Origin of the sequence: Bdellovibrio sp. HCB290 (assembly GCF_047305925.1) — a bacterium.
In the GTDB taxonomy this organism is placed as follows: Bacteria; Bdellovibrionota; Bdellovibrionia; order Bdellovibrionales; family Bdellovibrionaceae; genus Bdellovibrio.
Genome location: NZ_CP178620.1, coordinates 2,965,944 through 2,989,367, shown reverse-complemented (window position 1 = coordinate 2,989,367; position 23,424 = coordinate 2,965,944). Strand labels below are relative to the sequence as shown.

General features: G+C 45.5%; 19 protein-coding genes. 12 read left to right on the top strand and 7 right to left on the bottom strand.

What is annotated here, in order from left to right; translation table 11 throughout:
* Nucleotides 1-14 precede the first annotated feature (14 nt).
* The 5 genes from ACLVWU_RS14625 (at nt 15) to ACLVWU_RS14605 (ending at nt 7,663) form a co-directional block, all read left to right on the top strand.
* Nucleotides 15-989 carry a LysM peptidoglycan-binding domain-containing protein gene (locus ACLVWU_RS14625; RefSeq protein ID WP_413575580.1) on the top strand — a complete coding sequence of 325 codons (975 nt, stop codon included), beginning with the start codon at nt 15-17 and terminating at the stop codon, nt 987-989.
* Nucleotides 989-3,349 (top strand): LamG-like jellyroll fold domain-containing protein, encoded by a 2,361-nt coding sequence (locus tag ACLVWU_RS14620; protein ID WP_413575579.1) that lies wholly within the window; start codon nt 989-991, stop codon nt 3,347-3,349. Before ACLVWU_RS14625 ends, ACLVWU_RS14620 begins: the two co-directional genes overlap by 1 nt.
* Nucleotides 3,350-3,556: 207 nt before the next feature.
* Nucleotides 3,557-5,101, top strand: coding sequence for a hypothetical protein (locus tag ACLVWU_RS14615; protein WP_413575578.1), 1,545 nt, complete (start codon nt 3,557-3,559; stop codon nt 5,099-5,101).
* Between the two features lie 19 nt (nt 5,102-5,120).
* Nucleotides 5,121-6,758 carry a hypothetical protein gene (locus ACLVWU_RS14610; RefSeq protein ID WP_413575577.1) on the top strand — a complete coding sequence of 546 codons (1,638 nt, stop codon included), beginning with the start codon at nt 5,121-5,123 and terminating at the stop codon, nt 6,756-6,758.
* Nucleotides 6,758-7,663 carry a hypothetical protein gene (locus tag ACLVWU_RS14605; protein ID WP_413575576.1) on the top strand — a complete coding sequence of 302 codons (906 nt, stop codon included), beginning with the start codon at nt 6,758-6,760 and terminating at the stop codon, nt 7,661-7,663. Before ACLVWU_RS14610 ends, ACLVWU_RS14605 begins: the two co-directional genes overlap by 1 nt.
* 392 nt (nt 7,664-8,055) lie before the next feature.
* Here the strand turns inward: ACLVWU_RS14605 and ACLVWU_RS14600 are convergent, their stop codons facing one another.
* Both ACLVWU_RS14600 and ACLVWU_RS14595 read right to left on the bottom strand, forming a co-directional pair.
* Nucleotides 8,056-9,063: a malate dehydrogenase gene (locus ACLVWU_RS14600; RefSeq protein WP_413575575.1), complete on the bottom strand. Its 1,008-nt coding sequence runs from the start codon at nt 9,061-9,063 to the stop codon at nt 8,056-8,058.
* Between the two features lie 160 nt (nt 9,064-9,223).
* Nucleotides 9,224-10,105: a hypothetical protein gene (locus ACLVWU_RS14595; protein WP_413575574.1), complete on the bottom strand. Its 882-nt coding sequence runs from the start codon at nt 10,103-10,105 to the stop codon at nt 9,224-9,226.
* A 229-nt stretch (nt 10,106-10,334) separates the two neighbouring features.
* On the opposite strand from ACLVWU_RS14595, the gene ACLVWU_RS14590 reads away from it, so the two are divergent.
* The gene (locus tag ACLVWU_RS14590; protein ID WP_413575572.1) at nt 10,335-11,360 is read left to right on the top strand and encodes a methyltransferase; all 1,026 of its coding nucleotides are present in this window, start codon (nt 10,335-10,337) and stop codon (nt 11,358-11,360) included.
* Here the strand turns inward: ACLVWU_RS14590 and ACLVWU_RS14585 are convergent.
* Both ACLVWU_RS14585 and ACLVWU_RS14580 read right to left on the bottom strand, forming a co-directional pair.
* Nucleotides 11,344-13,005, bottom strand: a complete 1,662-nt coding sequence (locus ACLVWU_RS14585; protein ID WP_413575570.1) for a response regulator — start codon at nt 13,003-13,005, stop codon at nt 11,344-11,346. The two genes, ACLVWU_RS14590 and ACLVWU_RS14585, sit on opposite strands and share 17 nt — an antisense overlap.
* A 160-nt stretch (nt 13,006-13,165) precedes the next feature.
* Nucleotides 13,166-15,361 (bottom strand): ATP-binding protein, encoded by a 2,196-nt coding sequence (locus tag ACLVWU_RS14580; RefSeq protein WP_413575568.1) that lies wholly within the window; start codon nt 15,359-15,361, stop codon nt 13,166-13,168.
* A gap of 91 nt (nt 15,362-15,452) precedes the next feature.
* Here ACLVWU_RS14580 and ACLVWU_RS14575 point away from each other — a divergent pair, with 91 nt between their 5' ends.
* Nucleotides 15,453-16,169, top strand: a complete 717-nt coding sequence (locus tag ACLVWU_RS14575) for a response regulator transcription factor (protein ID WP_413575566.1) — start codon at nt 15,453-15,455, stop codon at nt 16,167-16,169.
* Between the two features lie 235 nt (nt 16,170-16,404).
* On the opposite strand, the gene ACLVWU_RS14570 is transcribed toward ACLVWU_RS14575, so the two are convergent.
* Nucleotides 16,405-18,315, bottom strand: a complete 1,911-nt coding sequence (locus tag ACLVWU_RS14570; protein WP_413575564.1) for an acyltransferase family protein — start codon at nt 18,313-18,315, stop codon at nt 16,405-16,407.
* Between the two features lie 262 nt (nt 18,316-18,577).
* On the opposite strand from ACLVWU_RS14570, the gene ACLVWU_RS14565 reads away from it, so the two are divergent.
* Nucleotides 18,578-19,012, top strand: coding sequence for a hypothetical protein (locus tag ACLVWU_RS14565; protein ID WP_413575563.1), 435 nt, complete (start codon nt 18,578-18,580; stop codon nt 19,010-19,012).
* Between the two features lie 102 nt (nt 19,013-19,114).
* Here ACLVWU_RS14565 and ACLVWU_RS14560 read toward each other — a convergent pair whose 3' ends face one another.
* Both ACLVWU_RS14560 and ACLVWU_RS14555 read right to left on the bottom strand, forming a co-directional pair.
* The gene (locus ACLVWU_RS14560) at nt 19,115-19,309 is read right to left on the bottom strand and encodes a hypothetical protein (protein WP_413575561.1); all 195 of its coding nucleotides are present in this window, start codon (nt 19,307-19,309) and stop codon (nt 19,115-19,117) included.
* Nucleotides 19,310-19,311: 2 nt separating this feature from the next.
* Nucleotides 19,312-19,692: a hypothetical protein gene (locus ACLVWU_RS14555; protein WP_413575560.1), complete on the bottom strand. Its 381-nt coding sequence runs from the start codon at nt 19,690-19,692 to the stop codon at nt 19,312-19,314.
* Nucleotides 19,693-19,814: 122 nt separating this feature from the next.
* On the opposite strand from ACLVWU_RS14555, the gene ACLVWU_RS14550 reads away from it, so the two are divergent.
* The 4 genes from ACLVWU_RS14550 to ACLVWU_RS14535 all read left to right on the top strand — a co-directional run bounded on the left by ACLVWU_RS14550 (nt 19,815) and on the right by ACLVWU_RS14535 (nt 23,414).
* Entirely contained in the window at nt 19,815-20,351 is a 537-nt protein-coding gene (locus tag ACLVWU_RS14550) for a helix-turn-helix transcriptional regulator (RefSeq protein WP_413575558.1), read from the top strand.
* Complete coding sequence (locus tag ACLVWU_RS14545; protein ID WP_413575557.1) at nt 20,348-20,527, top strand: hypothetical protein; 180 nt, start codon at nt 20,348-20,350, stop codon at nt 20,525-20,527. Before ACLVWU_RS14550 ends, ACLVWU_RS14545 begins: the two co-directional genes overlap by 4 nt.
* Nucleotides 20,528-20,671: 144 nt before the next feature.
* Nucleotides 20,672-21,820, top strand: a complete 1,149-nt coding sequence (locus ACLVWU_RS14540; protein WP_413575556.1) for an SIR2 family protein — start codon at nt 20,672-20,674, stop codon at nt 21,818-21,820.
* Nucleotides 21,813-23,414: an ATP-binding protein gene (locus ACLVWU_RS14535; RefSeq protein ID WP_413575555.1), complete on the top strand. Its 1,602-nt coding sequence runs from the start codon at nt 21,813-21,815 to the stop codon at nt 23,412-23,414. Before ACLVWU_RS14540 ends, ACLVWU_RS14535 begins: the two co-directional genes overlap by 8 nt.
* Nucleotides 23,415-23,424 lie beyond the last annotated feature (10 nt).

Sequence of the window (23,424 nt, the reverse complement as noted above, 5' to 3'; positions counted from 1 at the left end):
GAGAAATTATAAATATGAGGTTAGAAACATTTTGGATTACGTTCTTTGTTTGTTTCTTAACGGCAGGTGAAGCGGCCTGGGCGATCACTATTGATATTAGCGCAGGTGATACTCTGAGTGCCATCGCCCAACGCTACAAGGGCGAGACTCAACGAATCTACGGTAAAAACGGTTTCCTCACGCAGCTCCTTTCTCTGAACCCGCATGTTAAAAACCCCCACGATATTTCACCTGGTACCACGATCACCTTACCTGAAAATATAAAAATGACCCGAATGGTTTCTAGCGAACCCAAAGTCGAAGTTCAACCGAAGGAGCAAGTCTGTAAATCAGAGGATCCACTTCACGAAGATGTTCTGTTTGAAGCGGGGATTGATTTTGTGTATGCAAAAATTGACGCTCGCGATGTGGCGAGTGGTGCCAGTGCGAGCTACGTTTCAGATTTGATGAACAGATATCGTCTGTCACTGGTGATGGAGATTGTTCCGCAACTTTTGTGGAAGACCGAGTTCGCAGTTCAAAAGAACAAGTACCTGTCGCCGGATGCGACGATCACGGTGAATGATGCCCCCGATACCAAGCGCGTGGAGTTTTCACTTCAGAAATTTTGGGATAATGGTTGGAAGGCAAGTCTGCTGGCAGGAGTTCGTCAGCAAATATTTATTCGCCGGGAATCAGCGAGCAACTATGAGTGGGATCTTGCAAGTATCCCATTTGCCGGCCTGGGTGTGGATTACGACATTCTTAAATGGCGCAATCACGTTCTGGGAGTTTCAGGAAGTATTAGCTATCTGTCCAAAGAAACTTCCGGTGTTCAGGAAGTTCAGGACGGAATGCAGTCCGAGGTCGATCTTTGGCTTGTGACCCGAAAGAAGGGTCTTTTGTTGCAACAGCGTGTGGGATTTTCCTACGAGTCGCAAAATTCTGAAATAGTAGAACAGCAAATGACCGAACTGCTTTTTGGGTTGTCAGTGGGGTATGCCTTCTGATGAGATATCTAATTGGTCCTCTTGTATTTGTTATTGTCACAGTTACGGGATGTACCAATCCTCTTGGGGATTCATCGAAGTCAGACGCAGGATTTTCTCCTGGCTATGAAACACCTGCCTCGACGCCAGCACCAACGCCTAGTCCTACGCCAATGACCGTGGATTTGGATGTCGTTGTTGAACCCATCGATGCTGTTGCAAATGCGACACTCTCGATGACCATTCAACTGAAGGATACCAGCGGCAACAATGTCTCAAGATCTGGTGTTGTGATTTCCGCTGCCTTAAGCGGCGGGCCTTCGGGGGCCACTCTGGAGGGCACCACAAGTGTAACGACAGATGCAAACGGACAAGCCATTTTCGCTGATCTTCGTGTTAAAAAAGCGGGGAGTGGTTATTCATTAAATGTCTCAAGTTCTGGATATACTTCCGATGGGTCGGCTTCATTTGCAATCACTCCGGATGCTGCTTCAGCTGCGAATTCGACCATGACCGCCTCTGTAAGTTCACTATTGCCTGATGGTGTGGATTCTTCGGTACTAGCTGTGACTTTGAAGGATGCCTATGGAAACATCATTAGCGGACAAACTGTCACGTTCGGAACCGCATCGACGGGAGTATCCATTACTCAGCCATCCTCGGTCACCAGCGCGAGTGGTGTCACAACTGGATCCGTGACCGGTACCACCGCGGGTGCAAAGAGTATCACAATTAGCAGTCCCGCTGGCTTGGGGGCGGTAAGTGCGTCAGTAACAGTGCAGTCGTTAAGTTTAAACCAAACTTGGAACTTTGATTCCGCTAATTCAGCAAACTATAGTCTTTCAGACACCAGTTTGGAATTTACGTCATCGTTGCTTCGACTGCGTGATCTAAGTGTCGACAATAGTAATGACTCTTCATTTGGCTTTGGAGCAGCTGCAAGTTCCAGTAACACGACCTGGAGCAGTTCTAACGGGCTTCACTTGAACGCGACCGGGATGAGCAGTGGCACGGGTGATTTGATTTCGCGCCACTTTTCCTCTGCAGCAAATTTGGCGTGGACGAATTTATCATTTACTTCGCTGATACCTGCGGGGAAAAAGCTTCCTGACAATCGAGGGATTGAAACGGCATATAGCTCGGGCAATGTCGACATGAGCAGCAATCTCTTGCTTTTGCACTTTGACGAAAGCAGCTGGGCTGGGGGCACAACATATGATGTGACGGACAGTTCGGGAAGGTCTCATACAGCCAAGACAGTGGGGGCCGTTGCAGTTAGTACCAGTGCAAAGTATGGAAACTCGGCCTACTTGAATGGTGGTTATATTGAAGTGCCCGCGCATAACGAGTTGGCGGGAATGACCGATATGTCTTTTGAGGCTTGGATCAAACCCGCGGTGGGAGCCATCAATGGAAATCCCGCGCCCTTAATATCCTATCGTGCCGGCACGGGCGCGACGAATACGGCGTTCTCCATTTTCGCTTACACAAGCAAGTATCTGAATATCGACATTAACAGCTCTACCAATCGCTATGTATCAACCTATGTGGTGCAGGAAAATGTTTGGCAGCATGTAGTGGTCACCTTTAAAGGTTCAACCAAAGTTCTTACAGTCTATGTGAACGGAGCCAGTGTGTGGACGCAAACCACTACTCAAAGTGGTATTTCGACGCCCGACCCTACGCTGGCTTCTTTCCTGGTGGGAGCGATGAAATCGAACACCAATTACTTTAAGGGCAACATTGATGAGTTGGCTTTTTATTCACGTCTCTTAGGTGCGACGGAAGTGAGCGCAAGATATCAACGGGGAATGATGCGATCCAAATTCCAGGTGCGCGCCTGCACCAGCAATTGCACCTCTGAACCGTTTGTTGGGCCCAATGGCACCGCAAGCACTTACTATTCTGAATTTAATAACTCCGGACTTTCAAATATCACGACCGTGAGTATTCCGGGATTTACATCGGAAAAGGATTTCCAATACAAGGTTGTGTCGGAAACTGATTCGTCTTTGCTAACGCCGAAAATTAGTGCAGTCGCAATCTCGCCGGTTATCTATAGTATCGCAAGTCCTTCGGTGACCAGCTCAGAAGTGACTTATAGTTATTTGCATAGTTTTTCTGCCAGCAGTGGTGGGACGGGAAGCGTAAGATATCAACTTCTACGTAATGGCAGTCCTTATTATCACAATGGAAGCAACTGGGTTGCTGCTTCTGGGGTTTCAGACACAAATGCAGCGTCTGATGTAAACACCCATATCAAAAGATTTCATCGGGATGCAGGAGTTGGGGCACTTAAAGTGCGCACATTCTTTATTTCAGGTGTTTTCGGAACGGATCCCGCGACCCTTTCCCGTGTGGACGTCACAGGAATACCCTAGATGATTGAGAGGGTCAGATCTCATTTTGAAACAGCAATAAATTATTGAATTTACTTTGAGTTCACGTCAATTGCGTAAGCACGGTGCTGACAATTCTTGTATATGAATGTTCAGGCGCCCGTATAAACAACTTTAAATGCTTATAAGGCGGGCATTGTTTTGCACAGTAAAGTTTGAAGTCATAATTCAACTTTTATTGGAGGAACAATGAAACGTCCATTTTACAGATTCGCAATGTATTCAGTCCTATTCGTTCAGGCATCTAATGCCTTTGCAGCCCAAGCTGTGATCACCCCAATTGTCGGTGCTCCAGTTATTACGGCAAGTGCGGGAACTTACGAAATCAATACTCAGGATTCAACTCAGATCCTGCAATCAATCCTTGGACGAATCTCCCAAATCCAGGACAGCGATCTGCAATTCATTCAATCTGTTCGCCAAACAATCGATACATCTTATAATGAGCTTGCACGCTATATCGTTGCAGGCGAGTTCGCGCAAATGTCGAACAAGTCACGTTTGTCACAATCAGTTTCAGCAGAAGCTTATTTGACTGCTTTGACGAAAATTCAGGAAATGCGCCTGGCTTTGGATAGCAAAATTCAAAGTCTTGAAGCAATCACTAAAGGTGTATTGCCTTCTCAAGCACAAATCTCAGTTGGTAACAGCAATCAAGTTGTTTCCGGTTACCGCAACATCGACATGACTCGTTTAGTGGATTTTTATAACACAAAAATTCGCGAGCTTTTGTCGACTGCAAACACAATGCAAATGAAAGTGGCTCTGCCAACAGGCGGTGTTCAAGTAATCCTTGATAACACACTTTCTCCGACTTTCGACGTACCACTATATAGTCAAGCTGACATCGAAGCGATGCAGTTGAAAATCAGCGAGTTGCGTTTGCCATCCGAGCAATTGTCTCGCTTGATGGATTCCCAAGCTAATGAGGCACGCCGCCTGGTTCAGGCATTTGTTACGAACTATGGTTCCAGCGAGCGTTACCGCTTTAAGGACGACCGTGACCGTGCAGCTCGTGATGAAGCTTACAAAGCAATTCAGGACATCTTCTGGTCTCGTTCATATCTTCGCGTAAAATACGGTATGCGTCTGGGCGCAATCCAGCCGGGGGCTTATCAAAAGCGTTGGGCAAATGTTGAGAAGTTTACAGTCATGACTGAGAGCTTACGTCAGTTCCGCCAAGAGCGCGCAGTTTCCGAAGTGGAACTTGCGGATGCAGCAGAGAACATGCGCAACGTCTTGGAATTGCTGGATGATAGATCTGCAGAAATCCTGGGTAAAAATGCAAACGCTTCCATCCTGGTTCGCGCGAACTCCTTCCTGACTTGGATTGGTGGTCAAACGCAAACAGCTGAAGCATTGTTGATGATCTCTCAATTGGTTGCAGCGGATATCGCTGAAGAACAATTGATGGCTTCCGCAGGTGGTTTGGCAAGAACTCGTGAGTTCTATAAAACACGCTACCAATCTACAGAGGCGATGAAAGCTCAATACAGCAACATGAAGTGCAGTATCGATTCTCTTATCAGCAGCTGCCAAAAAGGCAAGTTTGACGACGTAGTTTCCAATCAAGGTGGTTTGCGCCAGATCTTCAACAGCATCAACTTGAACCTGTATGGAATGGCTGCAAATCTTGACCAAGCGACTCGTTTGGAAGAGCAAATGAAACGTGCATTGATCGCTAACGGTGGCGCTGCTGCTGGTGGTATCAATAACCGCGCTGGTGACTTGTAATCTAATCTTTGAGGTATTTATGAAATCTCTTGCTGCATTGGGTTTTTTAAGTTTACTGAGTCTTCAATCACTTGCCGTCACAACTCCTTGTGGCGGCCAGCACCTGCCTTCTGATAGATCCAGAATGGCGACGGACATTCAACTGGTCTGCGGCGGTGGCGCGAGCAACTTTGTTCGCCGCTCTATCAAAATGGAACCGGCCCAGTTTAAAGAATGGACGAAGCAGGAAAAGCTTGGAAACCGTGAACGCATGCAAGAGATTCGTCTTGCTGAACCGGAAATCGCATGGAAAGGCGCTATTGACTATAGCACTTACGTGACATGGACCTGGTTCAGTGAGGAATACGGTCAGAATGCCGCTCGTTGCGGCACTCATGATGAACCTTATACTTGTTATGAAGATATCACTGAAACCGTGTGCACCAAGGATGAATCCAGTGGTGGTGGTGGCTCAGGCGGAGGTGGCGGTGGCTCCCGCGATTATTCGACGGGTGGAACCGGTGTTGAAGGCGAGGGTGGCGATGATATGCCGTCAGCTCGCAGACGTAACCCAAATGGCTGTACGACTCGTGTTGTGGGTCAACGTAAAATGACCTGCCACAAAGAAGTTGCAAACTTCTGCCGTTGGAATGAACCACACAATGAAATCTCCAAGTGCTCTGACGAGCGCATGACTTACGAAGCTAAGTTTAATAAACCAGCTCCAGCACAATGGGGCCCGGGAAGAAGTGATCACTATATGGATATTCTTCCTAATAAATACGATTTGTTGCCAGGCGAGTGGGAGAACATCTCCGTAGTCAGCAACTTCGGTCGTAGCGCGACGATTCGCCCTCAATTGATCGTCGATAATGCGTGGAATGCATATGCAGAAAACAAAAGCTTTCAGGAAACAGCTTGCCGCATGAATAATCCAATTCATCTAAAAGTTGAAATCGATACGGTAAATCGTATCAAGCGTAAAACACCGAATACTTTCGTAACACCGGTGGATGCTTATGGCAAACCGATGAAAGTTCTTTACCGCAACTCCGTGGGGGTTAAAGACGGTGAGGCAGAAGGTGAACCTTACGAAGTGAAGCTTGCAGACTCTGGCAATGAACTTGTGACAATCGCAGCTCGCCAAAGCCGCAATCTTTCCAAACTTGATTCCGGTGCAAAAGTCAGCACGGTGAAGCAAAACCGCGGCAATGGTGTTCTGGCAATGCCGGAGTCCTTCTGGAAGGATACACAGTTCCGCCTGCGCCTGACTCAAAAGCTAAGCCTGTCCCGTGACGTTAGTATCGCGCAAAATGTGTATACGAACGGCGGCATGGTGATGAGCTCCGACGACAACGTGATCATTCCTTTGGATGGCCGTGGCGGAGTCGACAGCTTGTTCCGCGCAACAGGACCATTTAACTTTGCTCTTAAAAACTTCTGGGAGAAAACCCGCATCCATCTGACTCCGGGTGCAAGATATGAACTGGGCATCAGTATGTATCAACGTGGTCTTCCATTCTATGAGTCGGGCTGTGCTGAAGGTCAGTCGTGCGAAGGTGAAAAATCCAACGACAAAGCCTTCAGTGATGAGATGTTGATCGCGTTCACAGCTGATAAACGTGTTGATGAAAGATCATTCTTCCAAAAATTCCTTGATTGGCAGGCAGGTAGATAATGAAAACGAATATTCTATCCATTACGAAGAAAATTATCCTGATCGCTGGTTCCTTGTTGTCCCTGATGGCTCATGCAGAAGAATCGTATGACACCATCAGCAAGCAGTTGGTACAGGCACAAGAGTCCGCTCGAACTGTTTCTTCAAGAACCTCAGCGGATATTTCCCAGGCGATGTTCAATTCACTGACTTACCTGGATACTTTGGCTCGTTCCGGTCAAACGGATACGCAGACTTTGGATCGCGCAGAAAACATGGCGAAACTTTTGGGCGAAACATTCTTTGTGATTCTGCGCCACCAGGGCATCGATCCTGAAAAAGTCGATCGCGATATGACCAGCGTTGAAAAGGCCGCGGGCGTATTGCGCGAGATGATGTACGATGCTTCCCGTTTGGTGAGCTTCCAAAAAGATTCTCAAGGCAAGCGTGTGTGGGGTGTGAGCTCTGCATCTGCTCGCGAGGCACTAACTCAGGATGCGGCGGCGAAGATCGCAGGCTTTGTTGATAACACTGTGCAATCTATGGATTCTAATTCAGTAATGCGTGAGGACTTCTTGTTGAAGTTCAACTACGTCCTTGAACGCAGTATCAAGGTGAAAGAAACGCGCGCGGGTCAGCAAAAGATGGCTCGCTTCGCATACCTGGGTTTGGCGGTGTTGACGTTCATTCACCCACCTTTGGATTTGGTGATTGAACGCACTTACTACAGTTCATTTTACTCTGGCATCATCTACATGAGTTCTTTCCTTACGATGTTTGCAGTAAAAACTAAAATGTCGGGAGTGAAAACCATCGAGATTTTGAAGCAAGTCGCGGCGGACGTTAAAAATCCTGCTCAGGCGGTTGATAGAATTCGTACGGCTTCAAGCTCTGGTAAGTCTTGTACGAAGATCTTTAACAACTAAGTCTTCTTCTTGAACAAGTAATTTATCAAGGAAACCGGCAAGCTTGCGCAAGCCGGTTTTTTATTTCGAAAATGGGTAGATTCTTGTTATTCCCTAATTGGCGTGACCGTGCTTTCGATTGTACATTTGCCGGCGCTCTTCATCACTCTTGAACCATCGATATCAACATATGGATAAACCAACACGTACTCTTCAGTGCGCCCTCGATTCTAAAGGATAAATCCGGAAAGCTATTAACGTATCAATCTCAGTGGACGATCTTTTTAAATGGCAAGAGCGAAGTTGTAGGCTGTTTCAATCAGGCTAGTGGTGCGTGTTTTTAGAAGCAATACTGTAAAAAAAAAGGGTCTCGCAAGAGACCCTTTTTAAATTCAAAATAAGAATTTTAAAAACTACAGCATAGAAGCGACAGCGTCTTTTTCTTCTGTCAATTCTTTCAATGTGTTGTTCATTTTCTCGCGAGAGAAAGCGTCGATCTCAAGACCTTTAACGATCTCGTATTCGCCGTTTTTGCAAGTCACAGGGAAGCCGTACATAATGCCTTCTGGGATGTCGTATGAACCATCAGAAGGGATACCCATAGTAACCCACTCACCATTCGTACCTAACCACCAGTCACGGATGTGATCAACAGCTGCGGAAGCCGCAGAAGCTGCAGAAGACAAACCACGTGCTTCGATGATCGCTGCACCACGTTTACCTACTGTTGGAATGAAAGTGTCTTTATTCCAAGTGTCGCCATCAGCAGTACCAAGTTTTAGCAACTCAGGAACTTTTGCACCGTCAGCAGTTGCGAAACGCACATCAGGGTACATAGTTGGGCTGTGGTTACCCCAAACTGCAACTTTTTTGAAAGATGCAACTGGTTTACCAGTTTTAGTAGCCAGTTGAGACAATGCGCGGTTGTGATCCAAACGAAGCATTGCTGTGAAGTTTTTCGCTTTTACGCGACCGTGCTTCATTGCAGTTTTCATTGCGATGTAAGCGTTCGTGTTCGCCGGGTTGCCAACAACCAAAACTTTTACATTTGGATTTGCAAATTTACCGATTGCTTCACCTTGAACTGTGAAGATTTGACCGTTTGCAGTCAGAAGATCTTTACGCTCCATACCTGGGCCACGAGGGCGTGCGCCAACAAGAAGAGCAATGTCTGCATCTTTGAATGCAACAGCTGGATCACCAGTAGCGATCATAGAGTGCAATAGAGGGAATGCGCAGTCATCAAGCTCCATCATCACGCCTTTAAGCGCTTTTTGAGCTTTTTCGTCTGGGATCTCTAGAAGTTGAAGAATAACTGGTTGGTCTGCACCCAACATCGCACCGCTAGCGATACGGAAAAGTAGGGCATAACCGATTTGACCTGCAGCGCCTGTGACTGCAACACGTACTGGAGCTTTCATTGTGTAAATCCTTTCGAGAATTGAGCTAACTCAAAGAATTTAGACCTCAAGATCCACGTCGTCACGGCCCAGTATGCTTAATTTGACTTTTGACCGGTGGCGAAAAAATGCCCAATTGTTGGGCTATCTCTTAAGTATTTGAATTTACTGGGTATTGCTATCAGAAAGGGAGGATGCCCTGCTGGAGGGCTTCCTTCATCGTAGGGCGCAGGCCATTCATGGCACCAAGGCCGACAAAGACCACTTCCATCTCTAGGTCGATTTTTCCGCGCCACATTTGCATATGAGGGGTGGCATCGTAAGTGTTGATCTCGACCTCGCCACGGCGGTAAGCCTCCAGAAGTTGCTGTCTAGTATAGGGAATCATGTAGGGTTCTTGCTTCTGAAATTTGAAATAGTTGATAGCGAAATGAGTTCTAGCTCCATAACTGCCAAATAGAACGGACTTATCTTTCAACCACTGTTCGCGTTCTGATTGAGACATAACCCGAGAAAGCTTGATCTGCTCGGGCAGGCTGGAAATGAGGACCTCACCCTGGTCGATGGATTTCACACTGTCATTTTCCAGGTAAGTAGCTTTGAATCGGTTGACGACCGGCTCAGAACTTTTCAAATCTTTGCGGAATTGGAAGGAGCGCTCGACGAAGGCAGCCCGTCCATTCGATCTAACTGGTTCGAACTCGATGTCACCATTTATCTTGTTGCGAATTTTGACCATGAAAATTCCATAACCGTCGACATACTTACCGGGAATTAATTTAACTTGCTCGACGACAAAATCGGTCATGCGAAGCCGATTGTAGGCGCGACCTGATTCTATGATTTTGGAATTTTCGTGTAGCACGGCTTCGGCTAACTTCGCCACATTCGCTAAAACTAAGTCTGTATTGGCAGAAGGTTCCAGAAGATTTTTGCTGATCAGGCGATGGAAAAAGACTCGGGGAACGGCCTGGATCTCCTCTGCAAACACGTGCTCGCAGCTATGGGCCCCATAGACGTGAATTGGCAATACAGCTGTATAAACAATAAACAGCCATTTCACTGCCCTAAAAATTAGGCCTGAACTGTGTGCACTTGGTTTCATAACAAATCACTACTGCAACCGCAGGGCCACCAATATTTGCATAGAACTTTTAGAGGGGGATTGAGACGAATGTCTCTGTAAACTTATACATTCACTATACAGTGGATTCTTCGATTTGCAATATGCGCGGCGCATTGTGAATTTCAATGGAGGAGTTTAAAACCAGTAAACACACCAAGGAGTAGGAATGAAGAATCTTGTCGAGTTTGCGATTCCTGATGATAAAATTATTTGCGATCTTTACATGGACCAAGTCGGCCTGTCGGCAGTTGCGGTCGCAGATGAATTTGACCTGTTTAGAATTATTGGGTCAGAGCCTCAAGATGCTGCCACACTTGCCGCAAAAATCAATTCAGACAAAAGAGCTGTCGAAGTTTTGCTAAATGCTTTGGTAACTCAAGGCGGCCTTGCCAATGACGATGGAAAATACTCTTTAACGACAGTGGGGGATGCGTTCTTCAAACGCGGATCACCCCTTTGCCGGATATTTCAACTCTATTCAAACAAAGAGTCATGGGCCTACAAAAGAATCAGCAACATGATGAAAAATGGCCCGGACCCTGTGGCGTTCGGAAAAGGATCTTACACTTCAATGTGGGAGACCGGAACCTTAACTCAGGAAGCCGCTGACCGATTCACCGCTATGATGAATACCAATATTGGGGCCGTGGCTATCGCGGTTGCCAAAAGCGGAATCTTTGCGGATTTCACCAGTGTCGTTGATGTTGGGGGCGCCTCTGGAATATTTTTGGCAGCCATGAGGCAACTTCATCCAGAGATGAAACTGACATTGTTCGAATTGCCACAGGTGTGTGAGTCAGCCAAAGGTATTCTTAAGCACTACGTGGATCCTACAAGTATCGAATACTTTCCTGCAAGTTTCTTCGAACAGCAATGGCCCGCTAACGGGCAGGCTTACTTTCTAAGTAATGTGCTTCATGATTGGCCTCGCGCGAAAGGTGTGGAAATTTTAAAAAATATCCGTCAGGCATTGCCAAGTAACGGAGCTGTTTTTATCAATGAAGCCCTGTTAAATGAAGATCGGATGTCACCCAAGTACACCGTGCTATTTGATCTGATGATGCACCTGAATCATGCTTCCCAGCAATACACTGAAGTGGAGTTGTTCGAAATACTTCACGAAGCGGGATTTAAGAATCCACGCAGAGTTTTTGAGTTTGGTTACTACTCCACAATCAGAGCGGACGTTTGATTTGTGATTGAATAGTTTGCAGCAGAAGATTTGAGTTGATGGGCTTTGTCAGGTGGTCTGCAAAGCCCGCAGCCAAGGCGTGTTCCTTGTCTTCTTTCATTGCATGGGCGGTCAGCGCGATGATAGGGGTTTGAAACCCCAGCTTGCGAAGCGCAGCCACAGTGCCATAGCCATCAAGCCCCGGCATTTGAATATCCATTAAAACCACATCATAGCGATGTCTGAAGGCTTCCCGAAGAGCATCTTCGCCACTTTTAGCTTCGATGACTTCAAGACCTGAATTGTTTAAGATTGTCCTTATAAGTTCTCGGTTGTCAGGACAATCATCGACGACCAAAGCCTTTAAGCCCGCTAACGAGGTTTGCATTTCCGGGACTGAATTGTCCGCCGCACTTGTTGCAGCAAGAACAGTGGCTTCTTCAGCTTGAAATGAGAATTCAAAGGTGCAGCCCTTTTGGGGTTCGCAGCCGTTGATTCTAACATCCCCCCCCAAGGCATGAGCCAGATTTTTTGAAAGCGCCAAACCCAATCCCGTGCCTCCGAACTCCCTGGTGGAAGTTGCATCGGCCTGTGTGAATGGTTTGAACAGTCGATCCATCTGTTCTTGTGTCATGCCGATACCAGTATCTTGAATTCGAAAGGTCACCTTTCTTTGTGTTCCGTTCACTGGCTCGGTCGTGCAGGAAACTTTCACTGACCCTTTGGAGGTAAACTTTATCGCATTGCCGATTAGGTTTACCAAAACCTGACGAATGCGAACAGCATCGGACATCACCGTCACATCAGCATCTTCAGTCAGGACATTCAGCTGAACATTTTTTTCAGTGGCGCGGTCCATGAACATGGCCGTGGCTTCTTCCAGCAGGCTCTTGATTTTTACCGGCGCCGTATCGACAACGAATTTGCCCGCCTCAATTTTCGATAAATCCAGAATGTCGTCAATAATTCGCGTCAGGGCGATGCCGTTGCGATGGATGATATCGAAGTACTGTTCTCTCTCGGAGGCTTCCAGGTCTTGAGTGCCGATAATTTCTGCGAACCCCAGAATGGCGCCTAGTGGAGTGCGAATTTCGTGGGACATATTCGCCAGGAACGCTGACTTCGCATGGTTCGCTTTTTCGGCAGCTTCCTTCGCCGCCTGCAAAGCTGCGTGTGTTCGTCGTACCGAAGTAGTGGTATCTAAGATCGTACAAAGCATTCCCGAGATTTTTCCGGCAGCATTAAATAGGGGAGAGTTCCCGTAGGTATAGTAGTTTCCCTGAGGCTTGCCGTCGACCTCGATGTCGAACTGCACATCGGACTCGCGAACGAATCCGCCGCCTTCGACTTTGCTGACAATGGCAAGCACTTGATCCCACACTTCCGGCCATACATCGTGAAGACAGCTGCCTAATGCACGCGGGTGCCGATGTTTTAAAATTGGAATATAGGCATCATTATAGAAGACCCGTCGCTGGGTTCCCCAAGTGCAGTACATACCGATTGGACAGCTGAAAACTATGCGCAGGGAATTGATCAAGCCGAGGTCCCAGCTTTCAATGGGACCCAGCTCAGTCCGCGCCCAGTCATAGTTCAAAGTGGCTTGTGCCATTTGACTGGTTTTTTCAAGGTCCCCGAATGGATGGGCCTGGTTATCAGATGTCATGGCTTTTTTTTACAGGAGGGCTAACACATTTAAAAGGTGTTTTTAAAAAGACAGCTTTAGCCGGGTTTATCATCTTTCCCATCTGTATTCCCACATGAGGTTGTATCTCGACGGCTTTCAAATATGTGAGTCAAATGAATGCGCCTTTACCGTGTGAAGGTCAGTTCGGATTCTGAGGAGGTAGGTTCTTTATTCTTGCTTTCAGATCCTCCTGAGCCAGCTTTAACTCCTTGGTCAGCGATTCCACCAGCAACGATACCTGTTGCCGGTCGGTGGATTCTACATCCAGGGACTCGATTCTCTCTGCAATTTCCTTAAGGCGTAAGGCTCCCAAATAAGCTGCGGAAGATTTCAAATTGTGCGCGAGGGCAGCAACTTGTTTAATGTCACCGACCGCCGCAGCGGTTTTCATGTTTGCGACAAGAATTGGACTGTCTTGATTAAAGATGACAGCGACTTCTTGCAACAGCTTGTCGCCATGTTGGGCAAACTTTCGGTTTGAGCTTTCAGTTTCCAGTGGTTTTCCGATTTGGGACCCAGCCTTAATCCACTTGCTTATCTTGAACGCCAGGTCATTGTAGGAGATGGGCTTGCTGATATAGTCGTTCATACCTGCTTCAAGACAAAGTTCAATGTCACCTTTGATGGCATTGGCAGTTGTTGCCAGGATTGGAATGTAACGATTGTCCTCGCCGGCCTGGCCTTTGCGAATTCTGCGGGTGGCTTCGTATCCATCCATTCCCGGCATTTGGGCATCCATCAGAATCAGATCGAATTTTTCAGTTAATAGTGCCCCAATGGCGTCGTAACCGTTTTCCACAACCTGGCTGCTACATCCCATGGTTGACAGCATTTCTGAAACAACCTTTTGGTTTACAAGATTGTCCTCGGCAATCAGGACTCTTCCCTGAAGTGGCATGACGGGTTTAAGACTGGAAATCTTTTTGATGTCGGAGTCTGTACCGGGCAGGCCTAATGTGACGTCAAAGAAAAAACGGGAACCAATTCCTTTTACGGAATCAACGTCGATGGTTCCGTTCATCATTTCCACAATTTGCTTTGAGATCGCAAGTCCCAGTCCAGTTCCTCCGTATTTGCGGGTCATGGAACTATCACCTTGGGAAAAGCTCTGAAACAGTCGAGACTTGGTTTCTAAATCAAAACCCACGCCTTGGTCGACAATTTCAAATAGTAAATGAGGAGCTCCATTTTTATCCGGTCCATAGGGAGTTACTTTTACTTTAATCAGGCCGTGCTCAGAAAACTTGATGGCGTTGTTAAGCAGATTCAAAAGCACCTGCCGTAAACGTAAAGGGTCTCCCTTAAGGAACTCTGGCACCTGTGAACTGATCTCGGTGCTGATGGTCAGGCCTTTCAGTCTGGCAGAATATTCGACAATGGTAACGGCGCTTTTTACCAAAGAGGAAAGCTCAAAGTTTGTTTCTTCCAATTGCAATTTGCCGGATTCAATCTTTGATAGATCTAGAATTTCATTGATCAAGGAAAGCAGGGACGTGGACGAGGTCTTGATAGTTTCAAGGTAATCAAGCTGGCGGTTATTCAAGGGAGTTTGCTCAAAAAGTTTAGTCATGCCGATAATTCCATTTAGTGGAGTGCGAATTTCGTGACTCATATTCGCCAGGAAGGACGACTTTAGGTTGGACGCCTCTTGAGCCTTGCTTCGGGCGCGTTCGAGTTCTACTTCGATACGTTTGCAGACAATTATCTGTTTTTGCAGAAGTCGGGTGGAAAACAGGAAAATTAGAAAGGCAATCGCAAGTCCCCCAATAACAACAATGGTGGTAATTTGAAAATTTCTATCCACACTTGCTGTTCGCCGCATAAGGATTTCTTGTTCTTCATTTTCAATTTCTGAAATTAGCCGATCAACTTCGCTGGTCTCGGTCGTCGAAAGAAAAGTCTTGAATTGGTCGGCTGTTGAGTTGCCGCCCTTTTGCAAAGCCACCGCGTGACTCTGCCAAAGGGCAATCTTGATGTTCACCAGCGTTTGGATTTTTTTTGCGAGCCTTGACTGATCCTTGTTGTCGAGGACAAGACTATTCAGATTAATGATGGCTTGGTGGACCCCGTGTTGCGATTTTATAAAGGTATCGTAGGCTTGCGTTGGATCTGTATATAGTGCGATATAGCTGGACTTGGTTTCCTCAAGTTTTGCTTTCAACTCCTTTATTTCTCCAAGAACAACGTAGGCGTGCCGGCGCCAGGCTGCGGTTTCAAGAAGCCTTTTCCCGCTTAGAAAAGCCAGGAATGCGATAGCTCCAAGAAGAATAAGTCCACCAAGGGTAAGCGCTCGCGGCGTCTTAAGGTAACCAGGATCCTTATGATTTGTGATCATGCTTTTACGCTATAGCCAACTATGGCGCCGACCAAGGATCAGGGTGAATTATAAACAAAATACACACTAAAAGTGCTGGAGAAGTCAATAGATGATGACCGACAATGAAACTATGGAGACACAAAGTAAGAAAGTACTGTTGGTGGAAGACTCCAGGGAAATGCAAGCCATTGTTCGCCATGCGGTCGAAGAGGTCTGTATTTTGGTAAGCGTCAGCTCTGCTAAAGAGGGCCTTAATGAGCTTGAAAAGGGTCAGTATGCTTTGTTGTTACTGGATGTCAGCTTACCAGATGCGAATGGATTTCAGTTCTGTCGTGACTTAAGAGCAGAGCGAAGATTCTCGGACTTGCCGGTCATTTTTTTGACGGGAAAATCTGAAGTTTCCAGTAAGGTGCAAGGATTCGAGTCCGGTGGAGATGACTATATCACAAAGCCCTTTGATGCAGCGGAATTGAAAGCCAGGGTGCGCGGCAAACTCCGACGTTCGGGAAATGGCGAGTCCTCGATTATAACATCTGGATATAGAGTCGACTTACTACTGCATCGGATATTTTCAACCGACGAAGGCGGAGTTGAATCTCCGTTGTCGTTGACGCCGATAGAGTTTAAACTGCTCAGCCACTTTATGAAAAATGAAGGTAGGATTTTCTCAAGACAGGAACTTTTGGAGTTGTTTTGGGGGGACAGTCTTCATGTCTCTAAGCACACGGTTGATACACATATCTCATCCCTGCGAAAAAAGATGGGCGCCGGCGGGTCCCAACTGCGTTCGATATTCAAACAAGGTTATATTTTTAAAGGTGAATAAATAACACCCGGTTCGGAGAAAACCGGGTGTCGCTATCGAGGCAAAGACTATTGATGTTTGGAGAGTTGCTTACGATATTTATGTTCATTATCAGTAGTTTTCTGGTTGTCGGAATTCAAGATTCCTTGAAGTCTTGTATCTAGCCGATATTTGGCATGAAATTCAAATTTCAAGAAATCCAGAGAAGGCTAGGCCTGAAAAGCGCTGAGGGCTTCTGGCTCCACGCGAACCCTGTCTAAAACACAGTCTCCAAAAACTTCAACTGTCGGGCGCGGTACGGTCGTAAATGAGCTGCATCGATGTAGATAGGGCCTTCAATGCCCCAGTTGGGGCAGGAGTCGTTAGGGCAAAGCTCGGGAATAGGTGACAAATAGACGGCACCTGCATCTTGCGCCACGGCTGCAAGTTTTCGATTGATCACGTGCACTTGCTGGTCCACATCGCGTAATGGAACTTCAGTTATTTGTTTTTCAAAAATATTTTGGAACACATTCCGATTGATAATGAACTTGGGATTTAAAAGGGCGGCCACGGGAGTGTTCCCGACTAAATACACTGAAATTCCTGCTTTTCGATAGTCTTGAATCTGCTTGCGAAGTTCGCCAAGCCAAATATCGAAGTTTGCACCTTCGCCGCCCATGAAAACCCGTTCGCCATTAATCATAAGGAAGTGCTGGGACTCAACGTAGTATCCACGCCAGAAAGCTCCCAAGACGACGTGTTTGATTTTATTCTCCCTGATAAATTCTTCCGCGGTCTCGACCAGGTTATTGCACCAATCGGCATCAGTGCGCCAAAAATTTCTAAACGGGGCGCAGCCTCCGCCGGTTGCGAAGATCGCACTTCTATGATCGTCTGTTAGAATCGCCGCTTCAACTGTCGGGCCATACTGTTCAATATTCGAGTCGCCAATAAAAACAACTGTGTCCGAGTTTACTTCTTTGCCTAGAAAATAGAATCCTCTATTTTTGTAAGGAACGATTTGGGGATTCTTGGGAGGGAAGCCCCAATCCGAAAAGGCCCGAGTGACATCAGAAAAGTTCAGGCGGTGAGAATAGGGATAAAGGCGCTCGGAATAAGCTTGAAAGCTAGTAAAACCAATAGTCGCGCTCACAGCGGCCGTTGTTAGCCACACGGATTTACGTTGAAAGGAAATCGATCGAACCAGCCACTCCGCCATTACTGAAAGCAGCAACGCCAACAGCAGACACAGTACGCCCGATGCTGCCGAATCTGTATTCATCATCTTGCGAAAAACCAAAAGCGGCCAGTGCCAAAGGTAAAGGGGATAGCTAAGTTTTCCCAGCTGCACCATCAAGCGATTTTCAAAAATCATGGCAGACAAATAGTTATTAGGAGTCGCAATGACCGCCGCTGCACCCAGCGTAGGCAGCAGGGCCCACATACCTGGAAAGGGCGTGATCTCTGAGAAGTAAACCACCGCCGTCAGCAGCGCAATAAGTCCCAGAGCAAAAACTGGTATGCTCCCAGCATTCTTAAAGAACGGCTTATTCTTGGTATGAAGATACGCAAGAATACAGCCGATCAATAGTTCCCACATGCGCGAGTCCGGCAAATAGAAAGCGTGAATTCGATGTTCCTGAACCCAATAGACCGAACAAAGAAAAGACGCAGCTAAAAGCAGCCCCAGAATCTTACCTAAATGCCGAACACCAAAAGTCAGAATGACCAAAGGTAAAAGTATATAAAACTGCTCCTCGATTCCTAAGGACCACAGATGAAGTAGTGGCTTAAGAGCAGCGTTGACGTCAAAGTATCCGGCCTGCTTCGCAAACAAAAAGTTACTGGTGAAAGTAATTCCAGCAAGTGCCTGCTGTCCCAGCTCTTTAAATTCAAAGTCGAAAAGAATCCACCAACCCGTCAGCAGAACAAAAAACAGCATCAGCAATAGGTGAGGAAACAGGCGGCGCACCCGGCGCAACCAAAAACCGGCAAGCGAAAAGCGCTCTGCCTGCAGATCTAAAAGTATAAGACGGGTAATCAGAAAGCCCGAGATAACAAAAAAGATATCGACACCCGTAAAGCCACCGGGGACCACCGAAGGAAATGTATGAAAGAGCACCACTGCCAAAATGGCAAAAGCCCGAAGTCCATCAATGTGGGGGAGATACGTTTTCGTTTTCACCAATGTGAATATTGTTTATTCAGATTGGCGGGTTGTCCACCTATATTGCGCTCTTAAGAATCATGTTTATTCTGGGTTAGGGGGCGAGAAACCAGAAGGATTCGCCGTTTTTAAAAAATAAATATACTTAATAAAACCATATATTTAAATAACATCAGTAGCTATTAAGATACCTTTTTAGTTACTTGATAATAACTACATTATCGAGATAAGTCCCGCACTCCATTATTCTCCACAAAACGCCCTTAAAGGAGAATTCTAAATGAAATCATTCCCCCTGAAATCATTAATTTTATCTGTAGTAGCTTTGTTATCTTTCAACACTGCACTTGCGGATGACCAAATTAATCAAGATGTTGCTCCATCGAATATCAAGTTCGAGAGCGTCGACCAATATGATGATGGAACCGTAGTTCTACAGAAGCCGACGTACAAACTGGCAGACAAAATTTATAAAATTGGTATGCCTGACTATAGTCCAATCCATTCTGCTGCGGCAGAAATCTTAACTGATGAAGGGAGAGGCATATTGCAAGCGATCTGCCTCTCGGTTGGAAAGAGTGATGCTGTTGCCCACGAACTTGGCACTTTCTTTGTTTGGAATCGCACGGCAGTTTTTTATGTAATTAGATCCGAAAGCACGTTCATGGGAATCAAGCAAAAGACGAAGTATATCAAATCAGTCACTTGTCAGTAGTTTCGTGCGCAAGTGTTCACCTGGGTGAATAGCAATAAAAAAAACGCACTGATTTTAGTCAGTGCGTTTTTCCTTAATTGAATTTGAGCAAGAGACAATGAGCTATTTATTCTGCTTAAAGATCTCGTCAATATTCGCATGAAGCTTCGAAGTCAGGCTCTCCATAAGAACCTTGGTGAAGTCCTCAAGCGTGTCAGCATTATCAAAATTTTCCTCCAGCAACTCAGCCTCAGCCGTCAGTTGTTCAGAAGTGTCCGTCGGTAGATTTTCATTTTTTGGATCTTGGGGATGAGACATAACTAGTGACCTCGAGAGATGTAAACGTTAGGAAGAACTTTATCAGCAGGTGTTTGCCCATCAGTGCCAACAAAGACAGCGTATTCAACGCCGACTTCACCGATAGTCGCACTCATGATCAACTGACATTGATAAATGCCGTCATAAGAAATTTTGACACATTCATTGGTAATTTTAAGATTTGAATTGTTGCTCTTCAATGGAGCTAAAATATCAGTCAGCTTCTCGCCAGGAATAATATCACTTTGCAAATCGATAGAAGCCGTAGCCGCGTTTTTAACTAAAACGTCCAAACACTTCTGATTGATTTCGGCAGAAGTAAGGCGGCCCGCAAAAGCTGAAACAGCAAATAGGCTCACGAACGTGAATGTCAGAAGCTTCATGGGATCTCCTTGAATAACCTGACCTTTATCACGTTTTAAAGAGTTCTTGTGCACTTGATGGGTGGGAATGCAGAAATTGCAGGGAGAGCCGAGGACTTACCCCCTGAAACGAAAAAAGCCTTTTGAATCATCAAAAGGCTTTTAAAAATCAATTAAATGGTCGCCCGCAGCCCCTGTTAAGCGAACCCCATCAAGTATTTGATATAATTAAAGTAAATTTCCTCATCAAGCAGGATAATTCGCGAGAGTGCATAGACCTCTATCGGAAAGGTCTATCTTTACGCGATATCGGCAAAGAGCTGAATATTTCAAAAACCACGGTCAGAAGTCATTTAGTCAAAGCTGGAGTGGAACTGAGCCCTAAAGATCCGATTCCTACAGAGGTTAGTCGATGGCGCACTCGCAAGACGAAAACTCCACCGCCCTTTGGGTATTGTTACTTTCAAGGACGTTTGGTTGAGAACCCAATTGAATATGACGTGTTACTTAAAATCCATCGCCAATGGAAAGAGGGGCGTGATGCCAATGAAATCACTCATTATCTCAAGACGAAAAGGTTTAGGCCTCGAAAGGCCAAGGCTTGGCATAACAAGGCGGTTAAAAAGATCGTCGCAAGGTTTGAATCCAAACAAATTGTCATCAAAGGAGAGGAACTATGAATCTTACTAACCTGATATTTTGGAGTTTGAGTATAATCACTGTTCTTGCTGGAGTTCATGGCATTGATGCCATTCAACGAGTTATTTGGAGGGCGCAAGTGAAGATCATCTATGAGTCCCGGACTGAAAGATGGGGTTCTCCAAACTTTCTGGGGAGCACAAACGGCATGCGATAAGGGATCTATTTTACGCAAGTATAACCAATATAGACCTAAGTTGAGTGAAGCAAGACAGCGTCTGATTGATCCAATTTGTCTAGCCTATCGACTAAGGATTCAGTCTAAGATTCAAATGGTTAAACAATATGTAATGTATAATCTATGATTTATTTACCAAAAGAGGTGCGTATGAAGGTTTGTGGGCGGCTGTCAGACTTTGAGTGGAAAAATGTGTCTGCTGATGATCAAGGGCAAAGCGTTTCTCATGGAAAAATAAAAGAACATCTTTCCTCGCGTCTTGCGGCAGAAAATCTTGTTGTACTTTTTGGGGCAGGGGCCTCAAAGGCGATAAAAGTTGATAAGGAAAACTCCGCTATTGAGGCACCATTAGTCCGAGATATCTTGAAGGCAATCGAAGCAGAGGATAAAAATTTTAATGAGATTAAGAAGCTAGTCGGAGCCGAGGCGTCTACCGATCTTGAAGAGATTCTTTCGAGATGCATACTGTATTATAAAGTGACGAACGATGAGAAGATTGAGGACTTTATTAGTACCGCAAAAAAATTAATCGTGAGAATGACCAACTTTCTTGGCGATAGAACAGATCTAAGCGTTTTCGAATCTTTTCTAAGATTGATCTCTAGTAGGAACTCATCCAATCGCTCGCATGTTTTCACATTGAACTATGATCTTGCCTTAGAAACAGCTGCTTCAAATACTGGATTCACTTTAATTGATGGATTCTCGTTCTCTTACCCCCATCAGTTTAGTCCAATTTACTTTGACTATGATTTGGTGGTTAAAAGAAAAAATGTAAGTAAGCCCGTCGAAGCTGCGGCCTATTTCTACAAACTTCACGGATCACTGAATTGGACTAAGAAACAAGAAAGGCTGCAAAAACAGTTTGGAGTAGCGGATAATCCAATGCTTATATTTCCCACAAAGGATAAGTTCCAACTTTCTTATGAGCAACCATTCTTGGAAATGGTGACTCGGTTAAAAGAAGCTTTGCGTTTACCGCAGACGACTTTGCTTTTGGTCGGATACTCCTGTGGCGATGAACACATCAATTCGATTCTGTCGAATTCATTAGATATTAATTTTGATTTGAACCTGATCTTAGCCGATCCATGGATTGAGAAGAACGACAAAGCGCAATTCCTCAGAAAGCGCTCAGAAATAAATGATCAACGATTAACGTTCTTAGAAATAAAATTTGAAGAGTTAATGAAAACGATTCCACATATACAGAATGCTTCCCGAGAGGAAATTTTTCTCAAATCCCTTTTGAAGGTAGCTGAAAATGCATAAACGTCCCCTTGATCCACACCTGAGAGTAGGTGCAGTCCAGATTGTAGAAGCCACGGCTATTTCCGTTTCTGTAAAAAGAGAAAACGCATCAATGCCGTTGACTGGATATGGCGAAGAGTCTCTTCCAATTACATATGGTACATATATCGCATTTCCTTGTCCGGATTCGTCAATACTTCTGGGGCGTGTTTCAGAGGTTCAAGGGCCTATTTTAAATAGCCCTAATATTATCATAAAATGCCAAATTCTTTGTAGCTACTCGACTATCAAGAGTGAGGCAGAACGTGGGATTCTTTGTCATCCAGTCGTTGGGTCTGATGCATTTGTTGTAACTCCGGATCTCATTCCGCTCTTTTTAGGTGAAAGTAAAGGGCGGTCGATTTCAATAGGAACCATAAATGCGGCGAAAAATCCGCTCAAGGTTTCTATGAAAGATATCTTTGCTCGCCATTGTGCTATCGTAGGAAATACAGGAAGTGGTAAGAGCTGGTCTCTTGCTTCGATTATTGAAAAAACCACTAGCCACGATGTGCGCGTAATTCTTTTAGATGCGACTGGCGAATTCGTTGATCTTCCACAAAGCATAGCTTCACATGTCGATTTAGGGAGCCAACAATCTGCACCTCATTCAAATTTGGTGTCGTTTACATACAGAAATCTGACAGTGGAGGATATGTTCGCCTTTTTTAAACCAAGTCCTCAGGCACAGGCTCCTATTCTAAAAGAGGCTATCAAAACTCTTAAACTAATAGAGGGCGGGTTTCTTCAGGGAAATGCCAACGCGAATCGTAACTTCAAGAAAGACAACGCATCAAGATCAGCATATGAAGCTGGATATGCGCGAGGGCATGCTAAGGCAACAAGTTCGTCTTGCGATTTTAGTCTTGATGATCTTGTAGAGCAGATAAAATATGAGTGCATTAATATTGATACTTGGGCAACAGATACAAGGCAAATCGGATATCAGCAAACTCTAATTCTCCGAATCGAGAATTGGAAAAATACTGCAGAACTAAAGTGTCTTTGGGACACGAATCTTCCGTCTCTTACGGATGAAGTGAATACTTTCTTAACAGGCACAAAGAAGGTGCTTAGAATTTCTTTAAAACATCTGTCATTTGAATTTTCCACACGAGAAATAGTTGTAAACGCATTTTGTCGGTATTTGATGAGAAAAGCGAGGGCTGGAGAATTTAACTCAAATCCTCTAATTTTCGCAGTGGATGAGGCGCATAACTTCTTCAGGCCGTCGGTTAAATTTGGTGATGATGAGGTTACGAGTGAGTCTTTGGACATTATTGCAAAAGAGGGTCGGAAATATGGTTTAATGCTGTTGTTGGCAACGCAGAGGCCAAAAGATATTCCTCAAGGAGTGATGAGTCAAATTGGCACGGTTATTTGCCATAGGATTACCAATATGTCGGATGCTGAGATTTTAAAGGGAACGGTTGGAGAGTTTAATAGGCACATCATTTCTGCTCTTCCGACGCTCACTCAAGGCGAAGCTTTTGTTACAACTCCAAACTTTACTTTTCCAGTATCATTGATAGTCGAAAAGCCAAGTTTTGAGCCAAAATCAAGAGATCCAATCTAGTATATTGAAT